General features: G+C 73.0%; 22 protein-coding genes and 2 pseudogenes. 8 read left to right on the top strand and 16 right to left on the bottom strand.

Features of this window, described 5'->3' with window-relative positions; all coding sequences use genetic code 11:
- Nucleotides 1-40 precede the first annotated feature (40 nt).
- The 12 genes from AFB00_RS29845 to AFB00_RS29790 all read right to left on the bottom strand — a co-directional run bounded on the left by AFB00_RS29845 (nucleotide 41) and on the right by AFB00_RS29790 (nucleotide 8,536).
- Complete coding sequence (locus AFB00_RS29845) at nucleotides 41-262, bottom strand: hypothetical protein (protein WP_068800879.1); 222 nt, start codon at nucleotides 260-262, stop codon at nucleotides 41-43.
- A complete protein-coding gene (locus tag AFB00_RS29840; RefSeq protein WP_068800878.1) occupies nucleotides 262-735 on the bottom strand; it encodes a hypothetical protein in 474 nt (157 codons plus the stop codon). Before AFB00_RS29840 ends, AFB00_RS29845 begins: the two co-directional genes overlap by 1 nt.
- 107 nt (nucleotides 736-842) lie before the next feature.
- Nucleotides 843-1,250 (bottom strand): RRQRL motif-containing zinc-binding protein, encoded by a 408-nt coding sequence (locus tag AFB00_RS29835; RefSeq protein ID WP_442965886.1) that lies wholly within the window; start codon nucleotides 1,248-1,250, stop codon nucleotides 843-845.
- Nucleotides 1,247-3,409: a hypothetical protein gene (locus AFB00_RS29830; RefSeq protein ID WP_068800877.1), complete on the bottom strand. Its 2,163-nt coding sequence runs from the start codon at nucleotides 3,407-3,409 to the stop codon at nucleotides 1,247-1,249. The genes AFB00_RS29835 and AFB00_RS29830 overlap by 4 nt, the downstream gene beginning before the upstream one ends.
- Before the next feature lie 197 nt (nucleotides 3,410-3,606).
- The gene (locus AFB00_RS29825) at nucleotides 3,607-4,998 is read right to left on the bottom strand and encodes a hypothetical protein (protein WP_068800876.1); all 1,392 of its coding nucleotides are present in this window, start codon (nucleotides 4,996-4,998) and stop codon (nucleotides 3,607-3,609) included.
- A gap of 6 nt (nucleotides 4,999-5,004) precedes the next feature.
- Nucleotides 5,005-5,436: a hypothetical protein gene (locus AFB00_RS29820; RefSeq protein WP_068800875.1), complete on the bottom strand. Its 432-nt coding sequence runs from the start codon at nucleotides 5,434-5,436 to the stop codon at nucleotides 5,005-5,007.
- A gap of 27 nt (nucleotides 5,437-5,463) precedes the next feature.
- Entirely contained in the window at nucleotides 5,464-6,066 is a 603-nt protein-coding gene (locus AFB00_RS29815; RefSeq protein WP_068800874.1) for a hypothetical protein, read from the bottom strand.
- The gene (locus AFB00_RS29810; protein ID WP_068800873.1) at nucleotides 6,063-6,353 is read right to left on the bottom strand and encodes a hypothetical protein; all 291 of its coding nucleotides are present in this window, start codon (nucleotides 6,351-6,353) and stop codon (nucleotides 6,063-6,065) included. The genes AFB00_RS29815 and AFB00_RS29810 overlap by 4 nt, the downstream gene beginning before the upstream one ends.
- Nucleotides 6,350-7,645, bottom strand: a complete 1,296-nt coding sequence (locus AFB00_RS29805; protein ID WP_068800872.1) for a hypothetical protein — start codon at nucleotides 7,643-7,645, stop codon at nucleotides 6,350-6,352. The genes AFB00_RS29810 and AFB00_RS29805 overlap by 4 nt, the downstream gene beginning before the upstream one ends.
- Before the next feature lie 5 nt (nucleotides 7,646-7,650).
- Nucleotides 7,651-8,022: a hypothetical protein gene (locus AFB00_RS29800; RefSeq protein WP_068800871.1), complete on the bottom strand. Its 372-nt coding sequence runs from the start codon at nucleotides 8,020-8,022 to the stop codon at nucleotides 7,651-7,653.
- A complete protein-coding gene (locus AFB00_RS29795; RefSeq protein ID WP_068800870.1) occupies nucleotides 8,019-8,222 on the bottom strand; it encodes a hypothetical protein in 204 nt (67 codons plus the stop codon). Before AFB00_RS29795 ends, AFB00_RS29800 begins: the two co-directional genes overlap by 4 nt.
- Nucleotides 8,219-8,536 (bottom strand): WhiB family transcriptional regulator, encoded by a 318-nt coding sequence (locus AFB00_RS29790; protein ID WP_083276216.1) that lies wholly within the window; start codon nucleotides 8,534-8,536, stop codon nucleotides 8,219-8,221. The genes AFB00_RS29795 and AFB00_RS29790 overlap by 4 nt, the downstream gene beginning before the upstream one ends.
- 188 nt (nucleotides 8,537-8,724) lie before the next feature.
- Between AFB00_RS29790 and AFB00_RS29785 the strand changes: the two genes are divergently transcribed.
- The 4 genes from AFB00_RS29785 (at nucleotide 8,725) to AFB00_RS29760 (ending at nucleotide 12,795) form a co-directional block, all read left to right on the top strand.
- Nucleotides 8,725-8,925 (top strand): hypothetical protein, encoded by a 201-nt coding sequence (locus AFB00_RS29785; RefSeq protein WP_068800869.1) that lies wholly within the window; start codon nucleotides 8,725-8,727, stop codon nucleotides 8,923-8,925.
- Between the two features lie 111 nt (nucleotides 8,926-9,036).
- On the top strand, nucleotides 9,037-10,089 hold the full coding sequence (locus tag AFB00_RS35305) for a helix-turn-helix domain-containing protein (protein ID WP_068800868.1): 1,053 nt from the start codon (nucleotides 9,037-9,039) through the stop codon (nucleotides 10,087-10,089).
- Nucleotides 10,090-10,096: 7 nt separating this feature from the next.
- Nucleotides 10,097-10,705 (top strand): HD domain-containing protein, encoded by a 609-nt coding sequence (locus AFB00_RS29775; protein ID WP_231974540.1) that lies wholly within the window; start codon nucleotides 10,097-10,099, stop codon nucleotides 10,703-10,705.
- Nucleotides 10,706-12,201: 1,496 nt separating this feature from the next.
- The gene (locus tag AFB00_RS29760) at nucleotides 12,202-12,795 is read left to right on the top strand and encodes a hypothetical protein (RefSeq protein ID WP_068800864.1); all 594 of its coding nucleotides are present in this window, start codon (nucleotides 12,202-12,204) and stop codon (nucleotides 12,793-12,795) included.
- Between the two features lie 394 nt (nucleotides 12,796-13,189).
- Here AFB00_RS29760 and AFB00_RS29755 read toward each other — a convergent pair whose 3' ends face one another.
- The 3 genes from AFB00_RS29755 to AFB00_RS29745 all read right to left on the bottom strand — a co-directional run bounded on the left by AFB00_RS29755 (nucleotide 13,190) and on the right by AFB00_RS29745 (nucleotide 15,203).
- Complete coding sequence (locus AFB00_RS29755) at nucleotides 13,190-13,414, bottom strand: hypothetical protein (protein WP_068800863.1); 225 nt, start codon at nucleotides 13,412-13,414, stop codon at nucleotides 13,190-13,192.
- Nucleotides 13,415-13,740: 326 nt separating this feature from the next.
- Nucleotides 13,741-14,295 carry a hypothetical protein gene (locus AFB00_RS33700; protein ID WP_156819898.1) on the bottom strand — a complete coding sequence of 185 codons (555 nt, stop codon included), beginning with the start codon at nucleotides 14,293-14,295 and terminating at the stop codon, nucleotides 13,741-13,743.
- Nucleotides 14,295-15,203 (bottom strand): ParA family protein, encoded by a 909-nt coding sequence (locus AFB00_RS29745; protein WP_197520017.1) that lies wholly within the window; start codon nucleotides 15,201-15,203, stop codon nucleotides 14,295-14,297. Before AFB00_RS29745 ends, AFB00_RS33700 begins: the two co-directional genes overlap by 1 nt.
- 151 nt (nucleotides 15,204-15,354) lie before the next feature.
- Here AFB00_RS29745 and AFB00_RS29740 point away from each other — a divergent pair, with 151 nt between their 5' ends.
- From AFB00_RS29740 to AFB00_RS32630, 3 genes and pseudogenes are all read left to right on the top strand, one after another.
- Complete coding sequence (locus AFB00_RS29740) at nucleotides 15,355-15,714, top strand: hypothetical protein (RefSeq protein ID WP_068800860.1); 360 nt, start codon at nucleotides 15,355-15,357, stop codon at nucleotides 15,712-15,714.
- A 243-nt stretch (nucleotides 15,715-15,957) separates the two neighbouring features.
- Entirely contained in the window at nucleotides 15,958-16,248 is a 291-nt protein-coding gene (locus tag AFB00_RS29735) for a transposase (protein WP_060710840.1), read from the top strand.
- Nucleotides 16,245-16,880 (top strand): annotated as a pseudogene (locus tag AFB00_RS32630) (IS3 family transposase); the annotation flags it as partial. The gene AFB00_RS29735 and the pseudogene AFB00_RS32630, both read left to right, overlap by 4 nt.
- Nucleotides 16,881-17,198: 318 nt before the next feature.
- Here the strand turns inward: AFB00_RS32630 and AFB00_RS36495 are convergent.
- Nucleotides 17,199-17,711 (bottom strand): annotated as a pseudogene (locus AFB00_RS36495) (glycosyltransferase family 39 protein); the annotation flags it as partial.
- 391 nt (nucleotides 17,712-18,102) lie between these two features.
- Between AFB00_RS36495 and AFB00_RS29730 the strand changes: the two are divergent.
- Nucleotides 18,103-19,347: a cytochrome P450 family protein gene (locus tag AFB00_RS29730; RefSeq protein ID WP_231974017.1), complete on the top strand. Its 1,245-nt coding sequence runs from the start codon at nucleotides 18,103-18,105 to the stop codon at nucleotides 19,345-19,347.
- The last annotated feature ends 8 nt before the right edge of the window (nucleotides 19,348-19,355 follow it).

Below are 19,355 nucleotides of genomic sequence, written 5' to 3'. Positions count from 1 at the left end.
GAGGTGTCTTGGTCGGCGTCGTCGACGCCCCGCCTGCGCTTCAGGGGCTGGGTGCGTGGCGCGCCGCGGCTGCGCCGGCGCAGGTGATGAAGGCGTAGGCGCCAGGCCCGTCGGACGGGCTGGTCACCATTCCCATGTCGTGCAGCTCGGCGAGTACGGCGGCGTCGGCGCGCACCGCGAAGTCCCGCCGGTCCACGGCCCGCGTCAGCGCCGTGAACTGCTCCGGGGTCAGGTCCGTGGTCTCGATGGCCGTCTTCTGCATCAGTTCTGGCCCCAGCCGGCCGGGCCGTCGTCCACCGCGCCGAAGGTTTCGGTCGTCTCGCGGGACCAGGCCGGTGCAGGCTCGGAGATGGCGATCTGGCTGATGTGGTCGATCCAGGCGCGGGCGTGCGCGCTGTCCGGGCCGGTGTAGCGGGCCAGGACGGCGTCGGGGTGGGCCAGGACGGCCAGGCAGCGCTGGGCCGCGACCCGGGCGGCCGGGTCGCCCAGGCGCCACCGCCACGCGCTGGCCAGCGAGTGCACGATGCTCGCTGCCTCGATCAGGGCCTGGCCCAGCGCGGTCGTCGCGCCGTAGGAGGGGACAGCGTCGAGTAGCTGGAAGTGGATGTTCTCCAGGTCCTGGGTGGTGCGGACGTGGAGCAGGTCGTCCGGGCTGACGACGTCGGCGACCGGGTTGAAGGCGACGTCGCGGCGCCGGCGACCGAACAGTCGGCTGGCGGTGAAGAAGGTGGTCACGATGGGGCTCCTTGTCCAGTTTCTGCAGGTGAGAGAGGTGGAACCGGGCGGGGCGCAGGAGGTGTGCGTGGTCGGCGTCGTCCACGCCCCGCCCGGAGATCAAGGGGTCAGGCGGCGGTCGGCAGTGCGACCGGAGGCGCGGCGTGGCAGTCGAGGCAGACGCCGAGTGAGCGGGGGATGCAGTAGCCGGCGTCGCGGCGGCAGAGCGGGCACCGCCGGCGTGCGGCCAGCGCCCGGTCGAGCGCGGCGAGCTGGGCGGAGGTCGGGACCCGCTTGGGGCCGAGGTCGGCGGGGTCCCACAGCAGCGCCCAGCGGCGGCCGCGCCGGCACACGACCTGGGCGACCGGTGCGGCTCCGCAGGGGGCGAGGCCGGCGGCGCGCATCTGCCGGCGGGTGATCAGCCCGGCGGGGGCGGCGCGCCACCGCCAGGTCGGCAGGCCGTCCTGGATCCAGGCGGTGGGCTGCCATCCCCACCGGTCGGTCATCAGCCCGCCGGTAGCGGCGACGGCGCTCACCGCGACGTCCCGGCGGGGGTGGCGGCCGGGTAGTACAGGCCGTGCTCGGCCTTGTCGAGCAGTCCCAGGTCGACCAGCGCGGACAGCGCCTTGGACGTGTTGGACGAGCTGAACCCCATGGCCTTGGCGATCGCGCCGGTGGCGTTGTGGCCGTCCCGGACAGCGCCGAGTACGGCTCGTTGAGTGGTGGGCAGAGCATCTTCGTCGGCCGGCAGCGCGTCGAGGGCGGGCAGCGCCTGGCGCGGGGTCAGAGGGACGACGTTGTCCCCGGTCAGCGCGGCCGGGACGGCGAGGGCCGTCGGGTCACCGAACACGTCCACACCCCGTGCGGCCGGCTCGGTCGGGGTGAGCTCGGCGGAGGGCCGGGTTCCGGCGCCGCTGCGCCAGGCCCGCAGCCGGGCGAGCTTCTCCTCGAACGCGGTGTCGTCGTCGACAAGAGCCGGGCGGTGCGGCGCCATGGCCAGCTCGGAGTCCTGATCGAGGATGGCGGAGCTGAGGTTCTCGGCGTGGCGGGCCATGTCAGGCGACCAGGCCACGCGCAGCATCGCGAGTCGCCCGGCCCCGGCGGAGAAGGCGTAGCCGCCGCCGGGTGGCAGCAGCGACGGGCTGATCTCCAGGCCGGAGACCACGGCGCGCTCGGACTTGTTGTGGTTGCGAAAGGCGAACAGGTTCCGGCTGGACAGGTAGCCGCGCAGCGGGGAGGAGCCGCCGAAGTCGGGCAGCAGCATCGACTGGGTGCCGACGAGTAGCCCGCCGCCGTACTTGCGCAGGATCCGCGACAGGCGCTCCAGGCGGGCGATGAACTTCGCGTCACGCATCATCGGGTCGCCGGCCAGGCGGTGGAGCTCGTCGAGGATCCACATGACCCCCGGGAAGGCCTGACAGGGGTGGATCTCGCGTGCCGAGGGCTGACTCGGGTCGGTCCTCTCGACGGGGAGCCCGTCGGGGCCGATGGTCAGGGTCGCCTTGAGCATCGACCGGACCTCCAGCATCGACTCCAGCGCCGCGAGCTGGGCGAGGACCTGCTCGGGGCCGGCGGCGGCCCAATCCGAGATCTGGTTGAGCAGCGGCGAGCTGCCGCCCTCGGGGTCGCCGTCGCCGAACATCAGGTGCCAGTGCCCGGAGGCGAGCAGCCCCATCCCGACGGCCTCGAGGAACGCGGACTTCCCGGAACCGGGCTCGCCGGTGGCCAGGCCGTTGCGGGCCCCGACCTTGTCCGCGGCGACGAAGACGGCGTCGCCGGCGCCGTCGGCGAACTCGCCGATCCGGATCTGGCCGCTCTGGTAGTTCGGGCCGGTGTAGGCGACGCCCTCGGCGAGCAGGTCGCGGGTGATGACGGTCAGCGAGAACTCCGACTCGCTTCGGTCGGAGGGCTCCAGCACGACCCGGGAACCGGGGCGCTGCAGCCCGGAGGCGATTCGGCCCCGTACGGCGTGCACGGTGTCGAACGAGGTCGTGCCGGGCTCGGTCTCGACGGTGAAGCGGATCGCAGCGGGCAGGACCTGCGCGTCGATGAGCGCGGAACCGGGAACCGCGCCGCGGGCGACGGCGATGCGGCTGTCCCACCGCTCGATCACCTCGGCGACCTCGGCGGCGTCGTCGTTGTCCTGACGACGGTCGCGCGCGGTCGCCTGCACCGGGGTGCGGGTGGCGTCGGCGGGGTCGGGCTGGGCGACGGCGTGCGCGGCCTGCCAGCGCGAGCAGAGCGCGATCGCGCCGAGGACCAGTACCGCGGTCGCGGTCCAGGACATCGGCGAGACCATCGAGACGACACCGGCCCAGGTCGCGGCGGCGGCCGTGGCGAGCGCGAGCCGGCCGCGGTGCCCGGCCAGCTGACGGCGCCAGGCGACCGCGGCCGCCGCGCCGGCGAGCACGACCAGGCTCATCGCGACCGGCAGCGCGAGGACCGCGGCCGCGGGGCCAGCACCCAGGCGCAGCAGCTCGTGCAGCCCCCACCCGGCCCAGCCCAGCACCGCGACAACCGCGGCCGCGGCGAACGGCGCCAGCCGGGCCTTCGCACCCCGCTCGATCCGAGCCTCACGCGCCAGGTGCGCGCGCAGCTCGGCCTCCGCGGCCGGGGAGCGCTTGACCAGCGCTGCTTCGGGGCGGCGCACCAGTTCGGTGCCTGGCTTCGGTGGGGTCTCGCTGGTCTGGCTCATGGTGAGGCGCTCCCGATGTCGATGAGCAGAGCCTTGCAAAGCTGATAAACCTTGCACGACGACGCTAGGCGATGAGAGGAAAACCTTGCAAGTCTGGCAAGGAAGATTCTTTGTGCCCCTGCTCCGCCACGACGCGGATGCCCACCAACGAGCTGGGGGCAGGGGCTGTCCGGCTGGTCGCCGGACGGTCTCCCTCCTTAGGAAGCGCTGCCGACGTAGGTGTCGCGGACGGTGCCGGCGATCGTGTCGTCGCTGAGCAGCTGATCCTGGTGGCCGATGTGGCGGTCGAAGTGCTCGGCGACGTTCTCGGCGGTGGTGACCGCGGTCGTGAAGCTCTCCTGCATCTGGCGGAGCAGGTCGATCGGCTCGCCGGACACGCCGCGCTGCTCCAGGTTGGAGATGCTCAGCTCGATCTGCTGGACGGCGTTCTCGGCGACGGTCTGCATCGAGGCGGAGAAGTTCTTCGCCGCGGTCGGGTCGAGGGTCTCGCCGCTGGCCATCTCGGTGGTGCTGGTGGCGTGGGTCATGGTGGGTGCCTCCGTGGCGGTGGTGTCTCCCCGGCCGGTGCCGGCCGGGGTGGTCTGGGGGGTGCGCTCGCCGGCGCCGGTGCCCTGCGCGGGGTCGTCGACGATCTCGGCGTCGGTGACGCCGTCGTCGGGACCCGGGCCGGGCTCGCCTGCAGCGGCGGCGGGCTCCGTCGTGGCGGGCGGGTAGTGGTGGTGGTGGACGTGGCGCTCCTCGTACACGCGCTGGACCGGCGGCTCCTGCGCCGCAGCGGCGGCGTGGTCCTGCGTGGGCGGGTCCTCGACGATCTCGGCGTCGATGATCTCGTCGTCGGGGTCGTCGACGACCTGCGTCGACGTGCCGGCCTGCGGCGTGGTCGGAGCGGTCGGGAAGTGGTGGAAGACGTGCAGCGGCTCCGGCCCGATGGGCGAGGCCAGACCGGTCCCCGGCGGCACGGACCCCATCGCCCCGGGGCCCGGCGCCCCACCGGTGGCGGCGCTGCCTGCTGCCGGGGCTTCCGCGTGACCGTCCGGGGTCGACGCCGGCGCCGGGGACTCGTCGCCGGTCCCCGGCGTCGTGCTCGCGCCCGGCGCGGTGCGCTCCCCGATGTCGGAGTCGGTGTCGGAGTCGGCGGTCCCGTCGGTGGGCTCGTGGTCGACGATGCGGACCTTCTGCTCGTGGGTGTCCGGGCCGGTGGGCTCGGTGGCCGGGTCCTTCGTCCCGGTCTCGGTCGTGGTGGCGTCGGCGTCCTGGCCGCCGCGGCGCTGCTCGGTGCGCTCGCGGTGCTTCTCGGCGGCCCGGTCCCACGAGTCGGCCCACAGCCCGGCGAAGTAGTTCCGGGCCGGGCCGCGCTGCTTGTCCTTGCGCGGGTGGGGGTTGGCGATCCGGTCAGCGATCCGGGACCCGATCGCCGAACCGACGGTCTGCCCACCGCGGGCCATCGCGCGCTCGTGGGCCTGAGCGGAGCGCTGGCGCCGCTCGGCGATGCGCGGGGACTCGGTCCCGCGCGCCGTCGCGACCAGGTCGGTGACGCCGTAGCGGGTTAAGCCCCACGCCATGAGCAGGGAGAACAGCACGATCTCCATCGCCGATCACCCGAGCCCGTTGAAGGCCTGACCGACCGACGCCGCGCCGGTGGAGAGCATGTCCATGGCGGCGGTGACCACCGGCAGGCCGCTGGCGACGACGATCGTGGGCAGGGCCAGGGCGAGCCAGGCGTGCCAGCGCTTGGTGCGGGCCTTGCGCGGGTGCATGCCCTTGATGACGACCTCCAGGGTCGCGACCAGCGCGAGCCCGGTGACCAGGGTCGAGGTGCCGATCCCGATCAGGTTCCCGGTGGCGGTGCCGACGGTGCCCATCGCGGCGTTGATCAGCTGCCCGATCGCGCTGCCGAGCAGGCCGCCGATGCCGATCCCGGCGATGAGGAAGAAGAAGACCGTGGTCTTCGGGGCGTCCTTGTGGAACCACAGCCAGAAGCCGACGATCAGCGCGAGCCCGGCGATGGTGAGCAGAGAACCAGTCATGATCTTGTCCTTTCGGGTTTCGGCTGGTCAGATGCCGAGCCAGTAGGGGATGGTCAGCCAGTCCGGGATGAACCAGCCCAGGACGGGCAGTGCGTTGAGCGCGGACGCGGTGGTCGACACCGCGGCGACGGCGGCCGCGGCGCGGCCGGGGCGGGCCACGGCCCACACCGACAGGTAGGCGACGGTCGAGACCGGGATGGCCGCGGTGTAGGTCCAGGCCAGCGCGGCCCGGCGCTGCCAGCCGTCCTTGCGGTTGGTCCACTCGCCGTGCCGGGCGTAGGCGATGTGGTCGATCAGGCTGTTCGGGCGCTCCCGGACGAACCGCAGCTCCGCGACGAAGTCCTTCCCGGCCTCGTGCAGGCCGGTGTGGATCCGGTCGTGCAGCGACGGCGCCGACGGAGCGACCTCACCCTCACCCGGCCACACCGCCGGCTCCGCCGACGTCGTGGGCGCCGGCGACGCCGTCGACGTGGCGGGCGGTCCGGCGGGTGCCCGCTGCGGCTCCGGCGTAGCCGGGGTGGTGGCGGTGCGGGTGTCGGTGGGCTGCTGCTCGGCGACGACCCGCAGGTCGGGTCGGGCGGGCTGGGGCTCGGCCTCGGGGGTGTCCCAGGGCAGGGGGCGGGGGCTCATCGGGCGCTCCTCTCCACCGCGCCGGGCTGGCTGCGCCGGCGCTGCTCGATCAAGGTCTCTGCGGCCCGCCAGATCCGTTCCGACAGGTCGAGCAGGGTCAGGTCCACGCCTTGGGGGTCGTGGACCATCTGGGCGGCCGCGGCCGACCGCAGGAAGTCCACCGAGGCGGCGAGACGGTCGTGGCCGGTGACCGCGGTCGCGGCGCGGCCCCGGGCCTTGGCCTCGATCCGGTCGGCGAGGGTCGCCTCGGCGTGCGTGCGGCGCCGGCGCCGGTCCCGGGTGCTCATGCCGCCTCGCTCTCGTCGGTCGTCTCGGTGGACTCCTCCTCGCGCAGCAGCGCGAGCAGAACGTTCGCCCGGTCGGTGCCGATCCCGTGGTCATCGGCACGCAGACCGGCGATCAGCGCCGCCCGGCTCAGCCGCTTGTCCTGCTCGGCCAGGCGCTGGGCGACCACGCGGCCGGCGGCGATCAGCTCCGGCTCCAGCACGATCCCGGGCTGCTCGTCCTCGTCCCCGTCGTCGTCGGGCCCCTCGTCGACGACCTCGGCAGCCGCGGCGGCCGCGGCGTGCAGGTCGGCGTTGTCGGCGAGGACCTGGTCGTGCTCGGCCCGCAACCGGGTCAGCTCGGCGCGCAGCTGCGCGGCCGCGACCCGGGCCTGCTCGGCGGCGGCGCTGCTGACATCCGTTCGGGTCTGCTCGGCGGCCAGGGCGTCGTCGCGCTCGATCAGGGCGTCGCGCAGGGCCTCGGCGTCGGTGCGGGCCTGGTCGCGCTCGGCCGCGGTGTCGTCGGCCTCGCGGCGCAGCGCGTCGACGGTCTCGATGGTGAGGGTCTCGTCGTGGGTCAGGGTCCAGGCGTGGCGCCACGCGCTATCGGCGTCGGCGATCGGGTCCGCGCTGATCGGGCCCAGCTCCAGGCGCCGCGACCACGCCCGCCAGGACGCGACCGGGAACCGCAGCGTGCGGGCCAGACCGGCCAGCCGGCGGCGGCGCCGGAATCCGTCGGCCAAGGCGGTCCGTTCGTGCTGAGCGAGCAGCTCGACCAGCGCGAATCCGACCAGCGAAGCAACACCGAACACGGCGCCGACGTGCCAGTTCGGCAGGTAGTGGCTCAGGTTCAGTCCGGCTGCGGTCAGCGCGATCGTCCACATACCCGCGGCCAGGCGTCCGGAGGGCTCACCGGTGCGGACGGCCTGGTGACGGCGCCAGGCCAGCAGCCACGCCGCGCCCTCGAGCATCAGCGGCACGAGCGCGGGCAGCGGAGCCGGTAGCCCCATGACGCTCTCGCCGAACTTGTACTGGCCGTGCACCGCGATCGCCGTCGGTGCGGCGCACGCGACCAGACCGGCGACCCTCGGCCCCGCGGCCGCCAGAGCGGCACGACGTGCCGCCCACCGGTCCCGGCGGGCGTCCCGGTCGAGCTGGTCCTGCGCACGCTGAGCAGCAGCCGCGGCGGCCTCACGCTCGGCGCGCGCCGCCTCGACCCGCTCCCGGGTCAGGGAAGCGGCGGCCTGGCGCTCGGCGGTCTCGGCCGCGAGGCGCTGGCGCTCGGCGCGCATGGTTGCCCAGTCGGTGGTGCTCACCGGGATCAGTCCTCCTGCTCCGTCGACTCAGCGGTGGGGCGGTCCTGGCGCTCGCGGCGGACCTGGTGCTCGGTCTCCTGGCGGCGGACCTGGTGCTCGGCCTCGTCGAGCTGGGCGTGCTGCTCGCCGAGTGCGTCGGCAAGCAGCTGCAGGCCCTTGATGCGGCGGCGGTGCCGGCGGCGCAGGCTCGCGACCTCGGCGTCGTGCTGCAGGTTCTGCTCGGCGATCGCGGCCTCGACGATCCGAGCCAGGTCGTCGGCGTGGCGCATCGACAGCCCGACCAGGTCGGCGGCCGAGGTCCCGGCCGTCTCATCGACCTCGCGGGCCGCCGGGACCAGACCCAGCAGGTCCTCGACGGAGATCCGGTCGCCGCTCATCGCCGCGCCTCCCCCAACGAGGCCGAGACGGCGCGGCGACGGAGCGCCCGGCCCATGACGGCACCGAAGATCTCGCTGACGACCACGGCTGCGACCACCGACAGCACCGCGACCTCCCAGCCGTGCAGGCCCAGAGCGAGCAGCGCGACGAAGGCGAGGAACGCGAAGTCGAGCAGCCGATCGAAGATGCTGGTGATCACGCCGCCACCTCCGCCGGCGAGGCCTCGGCGGCCGCGGCCTCGCGAGCACGGCGCCGGTCGGCGCGACGCTCGTCGGTCGTGGACCCGGCCCAGATGCCCCACTCGCCGGCGTCGGTCGCCCACTGCCGGCACTGCTCGGCCAGCGGGCAGCCCGCGCACACAGCCTGCGCCGCCCGCAACGCCGGCCCGGTCTCGCTGACCGGGAAGAACAGCTCGGTGTCGACGTCGACGCAGTGCCGCGCCGGGTCGCTGAGGTGCGGGACCGGGCCGCGGGCCCAGAAGTACTCGCCGGCGTTGGTCGTACCGTGCTCCATGGGTCGTCTCCTCTGCTCAGGGGTTCTGGCGACCTGCAGGGCCTCGGCGGGGTGCCACCCGTCGAGGCCGTGGCTCAGGGTCTTGCATCACTCGTAACTCTTGCATCCATGACCGTAGACGCCTCAGTCGAACTCTTGCAAGAGTCGCTTTACTGGTATCTGATGCGTCGACGTGCGATCGTGGGCGCGTGACTACGGGAAGTGGGCGGCTCGTCGGCACCGGCAAGGCCGCGGTCGCGGTCGGTGTTGACCCGGCGACCTTGTGGCGTTGGGAGAAGGACGGACGTGTCCAGGCCGAGCTCCGGACCGCCGGCGGCCAGCTGCGCTGGGACGTCGACCGCCTTCGAGCCCAGCTGCGGGCGCTGAGCGAGCCGAGCGGCGAAACCTGATCGTCGGCAAACGGCGGATCGGAGCATGAAAAGACCGTACGAGCAGGTCAGACCGTGTACCCCTGACTGCGAGTACGGAGAATCAGCCCGAACGAGCGTGAGAGGCAGCCTGTGGCGACTCGAAGCCTGACTCCCGGTGCGGAAGGCATCGCGGGCAAGCTCGGCGGCTCTGTGCTCGCCGCTATCCGCTCGGGCGTGGGTATGACACAGGAGAGCCTCGCCGAGCTCGTACGACAGGCCCCCAGCACTGTCCAGGCATGGGAGTCCGGACGGCGCCCACTGGCGCGACAGAGCGTTCAGGACCAGCAACGACTGCTACGGCATCTGCGCCACCAGGGCGCCTCGCCAGCCCTGATCAACGTTCTCGTCCAGGCGGTCTTCGTGGACTCGATCTACACGGACATGCTCGCGCAGGAGGGCGATCCGCATCCGCTCTCCTTGGTCGTCCCCGACCGGACGACAACGGAGCTGCTGGCGTGGCCACTCACCGGAGTGGTCCCTCGTGAACTGCGCACCGCGGCACCGCGTCTGCACGTGCCAGCGGGAGTCCGATCGTCGGTTGCCCGGGAGCTACGACAGGCGGCTGATGCCGTCCCCTCCAACGACCGCGGCGCGATGATGCGTCGTCAGGTGAAGTTCCTGGTCGCCCATGACGAGGAGAGCCGGGGCTGGGTGGCGGAGCAGGTTCGGTCTGAAACCCGGGTAGGAGTCGATCTCCGTTCGTGGACTCCGGCCTGGGCTGTCGCACGGTCTCAGGCTGTGGCCAGCAGCCACCAGGGGGATCTGGAGCCACTCCGCCGCTTCATCGCTCAGGCGCTCTCCAACGAGCAGGGAATCGAGGCGAACCTCAACTACTGGGCCTACTGGGTGGGGGAGTCACCCGAGGTCTGGACCGAGGACTCGGACATGACGCATGGCCGAAGCGATTGGCTCGGCGATCGTCTCCTGGAGTCACTCCTGGACGGCGTGGCGCACGCTCCGTACCGCGAGCTCTGCATCCATGCGCTCTGGTCGCTCCTGCGGTGGCGTCGGCATCTCGCAGGGCCCGCAGCGACGAAGCACCGGATCGGTGAAGCGGCCAGACTGGGTATGGAGAGCGATCAGCTCAGCCCCGAGGCCCGGAGCAGGCTGGAACAGGTCCTCTACCTCGCAGAAAGTGGATGATGCAGACGTGGAAGCACGAGGGATCGCCCAGTTCGCGTACGAGGTCGGTCAGCTCAAGCAGCTCAGACGAGCCGGCTGGCTGCTCGCTGGGGTGCACAACCCGGAGACCGTCGCCGAGCACAGCTTCCGAGTCGGGGTTCTCGCCTACGTGATCGCAGTCCTCGAGGGAGCCAACGCAGATCGCGCGGCCACCCTGGGGCTGTTCCACGACCTCCCCGAGACCCGAATCGGGGACGTACCGAATGTCGGCCGCCCGTACATCACGACAGCGGCCCCGCACGACGTCGCTGCCGACCAGGTTGCTGAGCTGCCTGAGATCCTGGGGCGCCACATCGTCGAGCTGATCGACGAGCACGAGGCCGCCAAGACTCCGGCGGCCACACCAGAGGCGAAGTGCTCCCGCGACGCGGACAAGCTCGACTGCCTACTCCAAGCTCGGGAGTACCAGGCCCAGGGCAATCAGCAGGTCCAGCGGTTTGTCGACAGCATGGTGACCGCCGTGCACACCGAGACCGGGAAGCGCCTCGCCGCAGCGGCGCTGGAGACAGAGCCCAGTGCGTGGTGGGCGGAGTTCGCCGCGGCCTTCACCAGCAGGGTCGCTGCACCAACCTCGTGACGAGACCTACGAGGCCGCCGAACTCGCTGACTGTGTGTGGCCCGCAGCGCACAGTCGCCAAGAGGAGACGCATAGTATGAGCCGCTGAACGACGTTCGGGGCGGCCCCGTGAGGGACCGCCCCGAAGAAGTCATTCGGACGAAGCGCCAACTTCGTCCGAGTGGCACCCGGCACGCCCGCCGGATCCCGGAAGCCACCCATTTCCCAAGGTGAGACGACGTGACCCAAGTAGCACCCCAGGCCCGAGAGCCTGATGAACCACCGGAGCTGAGTCGTATCTGCGGCTCCAAACGATCCCCAACAAGGGGGGTCGTTCGTGTCTGAAGATACGCGGCCTCACGAGAAGTTGCGAGCCTGCCCCAGGTCCGGACCTCCGACGGACCTGCCCTCACTGAGGTCCGGACCTCCGACGGACCTGCCTTCTCCCAGGTCCGGACCTCCAACGGACCTCGGACCTGACCACATATGTAGACAGGTTCACTCCTCCGCAGGTCAGGCTGGACCGCTCCCCGGCGGTCCGGACCTGGCCGATGCGCTGCTGGACCTGTCCGACCTCCCCCCTGCCGCCGAGCTGATGCCGTGGCGTGCCGCCGGACCGCAGCCGTGCGGTCCGGACGACGGCCCGGTCCCGGTCCGGACCGCGGTCGGTCCCGGTCCGGACCGCGCGCAGGAGGTCCTGGACCTCGACCCGGCCCCGGCCGCGGTCCGCCAGCGTGGGGTCCGGACCGCTCGGGTGCTGACGTCGTGTGGTCGTCGCGGTCCGGACCCGGACGTGCTGCCCCCGCATCGGGCGAAGGGATTGCGGCAGGCCCGCTGGGAGGGCCGTCAGCGGGCCCGTGCCGCGATCGACAGCGGCCGGTGGGAGCGCGGGGACCTGGTGGCGCTGGTCCGTGCTGAGGGCGGCTGTGTCGTCGACCAGGTCCAGGCGTTCGCCGTGATCGAGCGGTTCGTGACCGGGCAAGGCTGGACCAGCCCCCGGGTTCAGGGCACCCGGGCGATCCTGACTCGGCTCGTGGTGGCGATGGACTGGGAGCACGGCCTGGTCCAGGGCGTCTCCCGGGCCGCGATGGCCGAACACGCGGGCTGCTCGGAGCGCACGGTCTCCCGGGCACTCGCCGAGGCCGCCGAAGCCGGCGTGCTGCTCGTGGTCGAGGAAGGCGCCAGCGCAGCGTTCCTGGGCACGAAGACCGGCCGGGGCCGCACCCCCACCTACGCCATCCTCGACCCGTTCGCCCAGGTCACAGCGGCGAATTACAAGAGTGTCACCCTCCCTGCAGTTACAGAAGAGATCAAAAACCCAACAGCCCAAGGGCTAGATCAAAACCTGGCCAAGAGCAAGGCGGCAGCGCAGAAGCGGGCTCTGAGAGGTCCGTGGCCGTTGTTCGGGGTGCCGACAGACCCGATCACCCGTACCCGGGCCCGGAACAGGCTCCTGGAGCGTCTGGGGCGGCCCTACGGTCGCCTGTCGCAGCGGCAGCGATCCCAGCTCTCGGGGGTTGCTGGCGTCCTGGTGGAAGGCCGGTGTGTGCCCGGCCGGGCTGCTGCACGCCCTGGACCGCCACCCCGACCAGCCCGACGTCGCCCGCGGCGACGCCCTGGCCGGGGCCCGGAACCCCGCCGCGGTCCTCGCCGCCCGCCTGGCCCCCTGGCGGGGCCGGCTCGCCGAGCTACCCACCGCGGTCTGGGGGCGCCCCGTCCTGGCCGAACGCACCGAACCGGGCGGCCGCCACCGCTACGGCCCACTCATCGACCCGCGGACTGGACCCGCGGACCGGACCCGCGGACCGGACCGCCCGGACCGCCCGGACCGGACCGGACCGGACCCGGCGGACCGGACCACCAGGACTCCGAACCCGGCGCCGAGGGCGGTCGCCGTCTCGCCGTCGCCCCGCTCGGTGCTCGCCGGCGCAGAGGTCCGGACCGCGGGCCCGGACCGCCCGGACCGCCCGGACCGCCCGGACCGGACCGTCCCCGCGGTCCGCGAGGTCCGGTCCGGTGCGCCCCGGTGGCTGTCCAGTCCGGCCCGCGGCCGGATGAGCCGCGCGCAGCAGCTGGCCCTGCAGCGCGCCCGCGCCGAACGGCGCCGGTGAGCCGGACACCGGAAGACCAGGCCCGCCGTGCACCGGGCCCGCGGCACCGGGATCGGTCACCGGCGGCGCCGCACGAGTCCGGGGAGCCGGCCGGCCGCCGGGCGGGCCGTGGAGCTGATCGGTCGAGCGGCTGGACGGCCGTCGAGCACGGGCCGTACGACGCCGGGCGGACGCGTACGAGCGGGGGCAGAGGGCCGGGGCGGAAATTTCCGCGGGCCCGGGCGTTGCGGGTCAAGGCGCGCGCGTGTACGCGCGCATGCACACGCGCGCGAGCCGGAAATTTCCCGCCGGAACCCGGAAATTTCCACCCTCGCCAAGATCAAATTTCCTCGGCGGATCAGGCCCCAGCCAGCCTCCGCCACAGGCCAAGTCCCGCCCGAGCCCGAGCCTGTGGTCAGCGGGTCCGGCGGCGGTCCTGCTTCCAGTGCGCGGGTGGACGCCACTGGCCGGTCAAGCCCCGGGGCCGGTCAGCCTCGGCAGCGTCGGCGGCAGCCTGCCGGTCCGCGGCGCGGTAGAGCTCCCGCTCGGCAGGGGTGAGCTCGTCCGGCTCCGGCTCCGGCTCCCGCTCCGGGAACGGCTCCGGGCTCGGGCGCCTGCTCTTCCAGCTCAGCAATCCCACCGTCGTCCTCCACGTCCGCCCGAGAGGGCCGCGAGCGTCCCGGACACCCGGGCGATGAGCTGATTGACCCACGCCGCCACCCACGATGACAACCGATCAACGGGAGGCGGGAGAGGCCCACGAGGGCGACCCGGGGCCACCGATGTGGGCGGCCACGGTCCGCCCGGTCCGGACCCCGGTCCAGGCCGGACCAGACCGCACGGACCGCGGCCGAGACACCAAGGGGTCTCGATCCGGCCGGTGGAACCCCGGGCTGCACCGGCTGTCTCGCCCGGTCCGGCTTGGCCCGCACAGCGACGAGAACCGCCGGTCCGGGTCCGGACCTCTCAGCGGTCGGTCCGGACCTGTCCCTCGGCGGTCCGGACCGGGTCGGACCCGTCCAGGTAGCCGCGAGCGACGAACCACTCCCGCAGAGCCTCCTCGATGATGGGCTGCGGAGACAGCCCACTGGTCTCGACCGCCGCGTCCATCGCACGGTCGAGGTCCACGAGGATCCGGGTCGAGAACGGCACTCGTTCCGGCCCGCGGGGCCGGCCGACCCGCCGCGGCTTCTTCTTCTCGCGCCCACGCCCCTCGGTACTCCGGCTCGCCGACCCGCCGGATCGCCCCGTCTTCACACGCGCCGCGGGCGGCGGCTTCGACTCGCCGGCCTCGACAGCGGTCCCGGCGCTCGAAACCGAGGACGCTGCGGCATCGCCAGCGTCATCACTGTCATTTTCGCTTGCCGAATTGATGTCGGAATTGTCTGCACTGGTGCGTGCGGGATGTTGTTGCTGGTCGAGCCGCAGCGGGGGGCCGTCGATATCGGCGGGATCGCGGTCGGCATCGGCAGCGCGACGCAGCCGCGGCCGCTCGGCGGCCTTATTGATGAGCCCGGCCATCAGCGCACCTCGGCAATCGCGTTGAGCACCAGCGTGTAGGCGTTGGTGAGGTCCTGGGCGTCTCGGGTTGTCGCGGTGGTGATCGGCACGCACGCGGTGCGGGCCTCCCTGCGCACGATGCGTTTGGGCACGACGACGTCGAGGACGTCGTCGAAGCCGTCGACGAAGCGCTGGTCGCTCAGCTCAGCCAGCCGGGTCCGGGGCTCGATGATGTTCCGCAGGACCCCGACCGGGCGCAGCGTCGCAGGATGCGCGCGTGCGATCCGCTGTGCGGTCTTGCGTGCGTCCTGCACGCCGATCAAGCCGTCCTCGTCGAGGGTGCCGGGGAACAGCACGTGGGTGGCGGCGAGCAGGCCCGCGCCCACGAGCTTGCCGCCGGCCCGCGGCGGCAGGTCGATGACCACCAGCCGGAACCGCTTCTTGAAGCCCTCCAGCGACAGGGCCAGGCGGTGCTCGAGGTTGGGCGTCGTCAGGTCGGACTCGCGATGGGCCAGGGCTCGCTCGGCGGCCAGGACCTGGACCTGCTCGCCCCACTGGGGTCCGGCCGGACGTACGGCCTGCTCGGCCAGGCCACGCAGCTCAGGCAGCTCGCCCGGGTCGATGTTCTGGTCCTCGTAGAGCAGGTCGTTGACCCCGGGGAGTCCTGCGTCGCCCTCGGGTGTCGCCGCGTCGAGCTCGGCGGTCAGGGTCGCGCGCGGGTCGAGGTCCACGGCCAGGACGTCATGGCCTGCGGCCGCCATGACAGCGACCAAGCCGCCGGCGAGTGAGGACTTTCCGACCCCGCCCTTCTCGCTGTCGATCGCCAGCACCACGGTGCCGAGGTCCTCCGGCCAGCGCAGCTGGACCGGTCCGCCCTGCTGCTGGCGTTCCAGCGCCTCCCAGGCGCTCCGTGTCGATGCTGCAGTCACGAACGAGAGCATGAACGCCTGCAAAACCGGTGGCAATACCGACTGCATTACGACTTGCGGAAAAGACTGCATTTTCGCGTGATCGGTGCGATCTGGTGGGCTGGGGCGACGGCAGCGCAGCGTGTCGGTACCCGGTGGCACAGTCCACGCCGTGGACGTCCCGGAGCTGATCTACGGCACCAACCTCGGGTGCGTGGCGAGGCGGACATCCGGGGCCACCACCGCGTCCGCGCAGTGCGGCCGCGGGGAGGCCTACGCAGTCCCGCACACCTACACCTACCCGCGCCGGCGGGTGGTCCGGCTCTACGTGTGCGACCGGTGCGGGCCGCGGCACCCGGATGCCGAGCCGCTCACCCGTCGCGACGCGGCGGTCATCCTGGCCCGCCGCGCCGATGCTGCCGCGCAGTTGCACCGAGCCGGACGTCGCGCACCGGACTGGCCCGAGCTCGTCGTCGACGTCCCCGTCCGCGGACAGCCCGGCCCCGGGCCGGGGATAGCGTCGGGGCCGTGAGAGGGCCCCGACTGTCCGATCCCGCGTCGTAACCGCAGCGGCTCCACAGGACCGCCTGGACAACCACCTCGCGAACCGAGCGTTGTACCTCGACGACGAGCCCGTGGCCGACCTCGACCAGCCGGTCCCGCCCGGGACCCGGGTCACCGTTATGGGCACCGTCCGGTAAGCCTGGGCTATCAGCGACGAGATGGCGCTGCGGTTCCCCCATGATCGGGGAGGCATCAGCTATAAGGGGTAGCGATGCCAGAGGTACGGAAGCGCTACGACCGGGAGTTCCGTGACGGAGCGGTCCGGGTCGTGGAGGAGACGGGCAAGCCGATCGCCCAGGTCGCCCGTGACCTGGGGGTCAACGAGGGCACGCTGGGCAACTGGGTGGCCCGTGCACGAGAGGCCCGCGAGGACACCGAGGGCCTGTCTCGCGGCGGCGTCGAGGAGCTCAAGCGGCTGCGCGCGGAGAACGCCGAGCTGCGGATGGAGCGTGATGTCCTCAAGCGATCCGTGGTCCTGTGGGTCAAGGAGGCGACGAAGTGAGCGTGGCCCGTTTCATCGCCGACCAGAGGACCTTCCACCGGGTGCCGCACACGCTGGCCTGCGCCCTGTTGGGGGTGTCGATCTCCTGGTTGTACAAGTGGCTCGACCGCGCCGCGCGTTCCGACGGTGGTGCCACCGCGACCGAGAAGCGCCGCTGCGCGTTGGACGCCGCCGTGGCCGTGGCGTTCGACGACGCCCAGCGGCTACACGGCTCACCCCGTCTGCACGCCGACCTGTGTGAGGCCGGATGGCGGGTGTCGGAGAAGACCGTGGCGGACTCGATGCGCCGCCAGGGCCTGGTCGCCCGCCGGATCAAGCGGCACAACGGGCTGACCCGCCAGGACCGCACGGCGCCGAAGTTCCCGGACCTGCTTCGTCGGGGTTTCACTGCGGCCGAGCCGAACCGCAGATGGGTCGGGGACATGACCGAGATCCCCACCGCGGCCGGGAAGTTGTATCTGGCCACGGTGATCGACCTGTACTCGCGGCGGCTGCTCGGCGCGGCCACGGGGCTGCACCCGAACGCCGAGCTGGCGTGTGCGGCGATCCGGATGGCGGTGGCGGCCCGCGGCGGGGCGGACCGAATCGCCGGGGTGATCTTCCACACCGACCGCGGGTCGACCTACCCGGCGGTGCTGCAGCGCGACGACGCCCAGCGCCACCAGCACCGGGTACATCGGCAGCATGTAGTAGTGCCGCCCGGAGCTGACCGCGACGGCCGCGAACAGCAGCACGAACGCCACCCCGACGACGCGGTACGGGTGCAGCCGCGGGTCGCGCACCAGCCCGGCGAGCCCGCAGACGGCCAGGCCGAGCGCCATCGGACCGACCACGGCCAACCCGTGCAGCACGACGAGGACCGGGCCGCCGTAGATCGCCGCGTTCTCGTCGGCGACGGCACCGGCCATCGCGAGCTGCGGCCAGCCGTTGGCCATCTGCCAGGCCAGGGCCGGGCTCGCCACCAGCAGCGCGAGCACGGCGCCCAGCCACAGCGCCGGCCGGCGCAGCAGCTCGCGCGGACCGGTCACGGCGAGCGCGACGAGCAGGACGATGCCCAGCGCACCGATCTGGAACCGGGTCTGCGCGGTCACCCCCGCGACGAGACCGAGGACGACGAGCAACCGGTCGTCGCGGATCCGGACCCAGCGCAGCAGCAGCCAGAACAGCACCGACCACAGCGCGGGTTCCAGCGTGTACGGCGTCAGCCAGTGCCCGAACTGGGCGGCGGCGATCCCGGTGCCCTGGGCGAGCGCGCCGAGCGTCTGGGCCCGCCGGTCACCGCCGAGCTCGCGGGCCATGAGCGCGGTGAGCAGTACCGCCGCGACGGTGGCGACGACGGCCGGCACGGCGAGCACCACCTGCGATCCCGGGGCGACGGCGTCGGCCAGCCGAGCGAGCAACGGGGTGAGCGGTGGCTGGTCGACCGCACCCGTGTCGAGGTGGTGGCGGCCGATCGCGAGCATGAGGTCCTCGTCGAACCAGCGGCGGGGCACCGCGGCCAGCCCGAGGTGCACCACGCCGACGACACCCGCGACGACCCACACCGGCCGTCCCGCGAACCGCGGGAGAGCCGTCGGGTGTCCGGCACTCGGATCCGGCACGGTCGTTCGTCTCCTCCGCGGTGGCCGGTGCCCGCCCCGGGACGGCGGGCGGACGTCGATCAGCCTGCCGCACACCGGACGCCGGGCTGCGGCGGGCCCGGCCGCCGGGCCCGTGTTCCCGGTCACCCGGGTGGACGACACGCGCGATCCACATCCGCGCACGCCTTGACCATGCCGCGACGGCACGGTGTCGGCTGGAGCCATCCCGCGGGGCGGCCGCCCCGGCCCCGGCGACCGACCGAGGAGACGACGCGTGGACACCACCACCGGCCCGACCAGTACCGACGACACCCCGGCACCGCCCGACGGCGGGGCCGGCTGCCCGATGACCGCGTTCGGCCGGCTCCGGGAGCAGGGCCCGGTGGCGGACGGGCCCGGCTTCACCAGCCAGGGCTCGCGCATCGTCACCCGCTACGAGGACGCCCGCGACATGCTCACCGACCCGCGGTTCCGCTCCGACGCGAGTGCCGTCGACGGTGCGGAGAACGGGCTCGGGGGCATCCTCGAGACGATGGGTGTGCCCGAGGACCTGAGCTTCCTCAGCGGCAGCCTGGCGAGCCGCGACGGCGCCGACCACGCCCGGCTGCGCAAGCTCGTCTCCCGCACGTTCACCGTGCGGCGGGTGAACGCGCTCCGCCCGCGGGTCGCGCAGATCACCGGACAACTGCTCGACGACATCGCCCTGGCGGGTGCGGACGGGAAGCCGGTCGACCTCATCCCGACCCTCGCCTACCCGGTGCCGATCACGGTGATCTGCGAGCTGGTCGGCGTCCCCGAGCAGGACCGGGGACTGTGGCGGGAGTTCGCCGGCCTGTTCACCGCGCCCGATCCGCAGCGCATGCCGGAGCTGAGCCGCGCGATCGTCGCCCAGATCCGGGCGCTGATCGCCGCCCGGCGGGCCGAACCCGCCGACGACCTGGTCACCGGCCTGGTCGAGGTGCACGACGAGGACGGCGACCGGCTCACCGAGACCGAGATGATCACCATGCTGTTCGATCTCGTCACGGCGGGCTTCGAGACCACCGCGCACCTCATCCCCAAGTCGGCCCAGGCCCTGCTGAGCCGCCCCGACCAGCTCGCGGCCCTGCGCGCGGAACCCGATCTGTGGCCGCGGGCGGTGCACGAGCTGGTGCGGACCTGCGGCCCCATCCCGGTCAGCCTGCCGCGCTACGCCGCCGAGGACGTCGAGGTCGACGGGGTGCGGATCCCCGCGGGGTCGACCGTGCTGGCCGGGCTGACCTCGGGGAACTTCGACCCGCGGGTCCGGGAGCACCCCGAGGAGCTGGACGTGCGCCGCGAGACCGGCCGCGGCGAGGGGCACATCGGCTTCGGCCACGGTGCGCACTACTGCCTCGGGGCGGCACTCGCCCGGCAGGAGACCGAGGTGACGCTGCGGGCGTTGTTCGACCGGTTCCCGCAGCTGCGGCTCGCCGAGGACGACGGCCCGAGCCGGCTGGGCTTCGAACGGCTGCCCGAGCTGCGAGTACTGGTGTCCTGACGACCCTG

Source organism: Pseudonocardia sp. HH130630-07, assembly GCF_001698125.1.
Lineage (GTDB): Bacteria > Actinomycetota > Actinomycetes > Mycobacteriales > Pseudonocardiaceae > Pseudonocardia.
The sequence above is the reverse complement of the archived record's forward strand: the minus strand, read 5'-3'. Positions and strand labels throughout refer to the sequence as shown.

Bases quoted from the DNA above. Each gene is read 5' to 3' on its own strand.
- AFB00_RS29790 (WP_083276216.1), bottom strand. From the start codon at position 8,536: ATGGAGCACGGTACGACCAACGCCGGCGAGTACTTCTGGGCCCGCGGC.
- AFB00_RS29800 (WP_068800871.1), bottom strand. From the start codon at position 8,022: ATGAGCGGCGACCGGATCTCCGTCGAGGACCTGCTGGGTCTGGTCCCG.
- AFB00_RS29830 (WP_068800877.1), bottom strand. From the start codon at position 3,409: ATGAGCCAGACCAGCGAGACCCCACCGAAGCCAGGCACCGAACTGGTG.
- AFB00_RS33700 (WP_156819898.1), bottom strand. From the start codon at position 14,295: ATGGCCGGGCTCATCAATAAGGCCGCCGAGCGGCCGCGGCTGCGTCGC.
- AFB00_RS29820 (WP_068800875.1), bottom strand. From the start codon at position 5,436: ATGACTGGTTCTCTGCTCACCATCGCCGGGCTCGCGCTGATCGTCGGC.
- AFB00_RS29825 (WP_068800876.1), bottom strand. From the start codon at position 4,998: ATGGAGATCGTGCTGTTCTCCCTGCTCATGGCGTGGGGCTTAACCCGC.
- AFB00_RS29810 (WP_068800873.1), bottom strand. From the start codon at position 6,353: ATGAGCACCCGGGACCGGCGCCGGCGCCGCACGCACGCCGAGGCGACC.
- AFB00_RS29845 (WP_068800879.1), bottom strand. From the start codon at position 262: ATGCAGAAGACGGCCATCGAGACCACGGACCTGACCCCGGAGCAGTTC.
- AFB00_RS29735 (WP_060710840.1), top strand. From the start codon at position 15,958: ATGCCAGAGGTACGGAAGCGCTACGACCGGGAGTTCCGTGACGGAGCG.
- AFB00_RS29815 (WP_068800874.1), bottom strand. From the start codon at position 6,066: ATGAGCCCCCGCCCCCTGCCCTGGGACACCCCCGAGGCCGAGCCCCAG.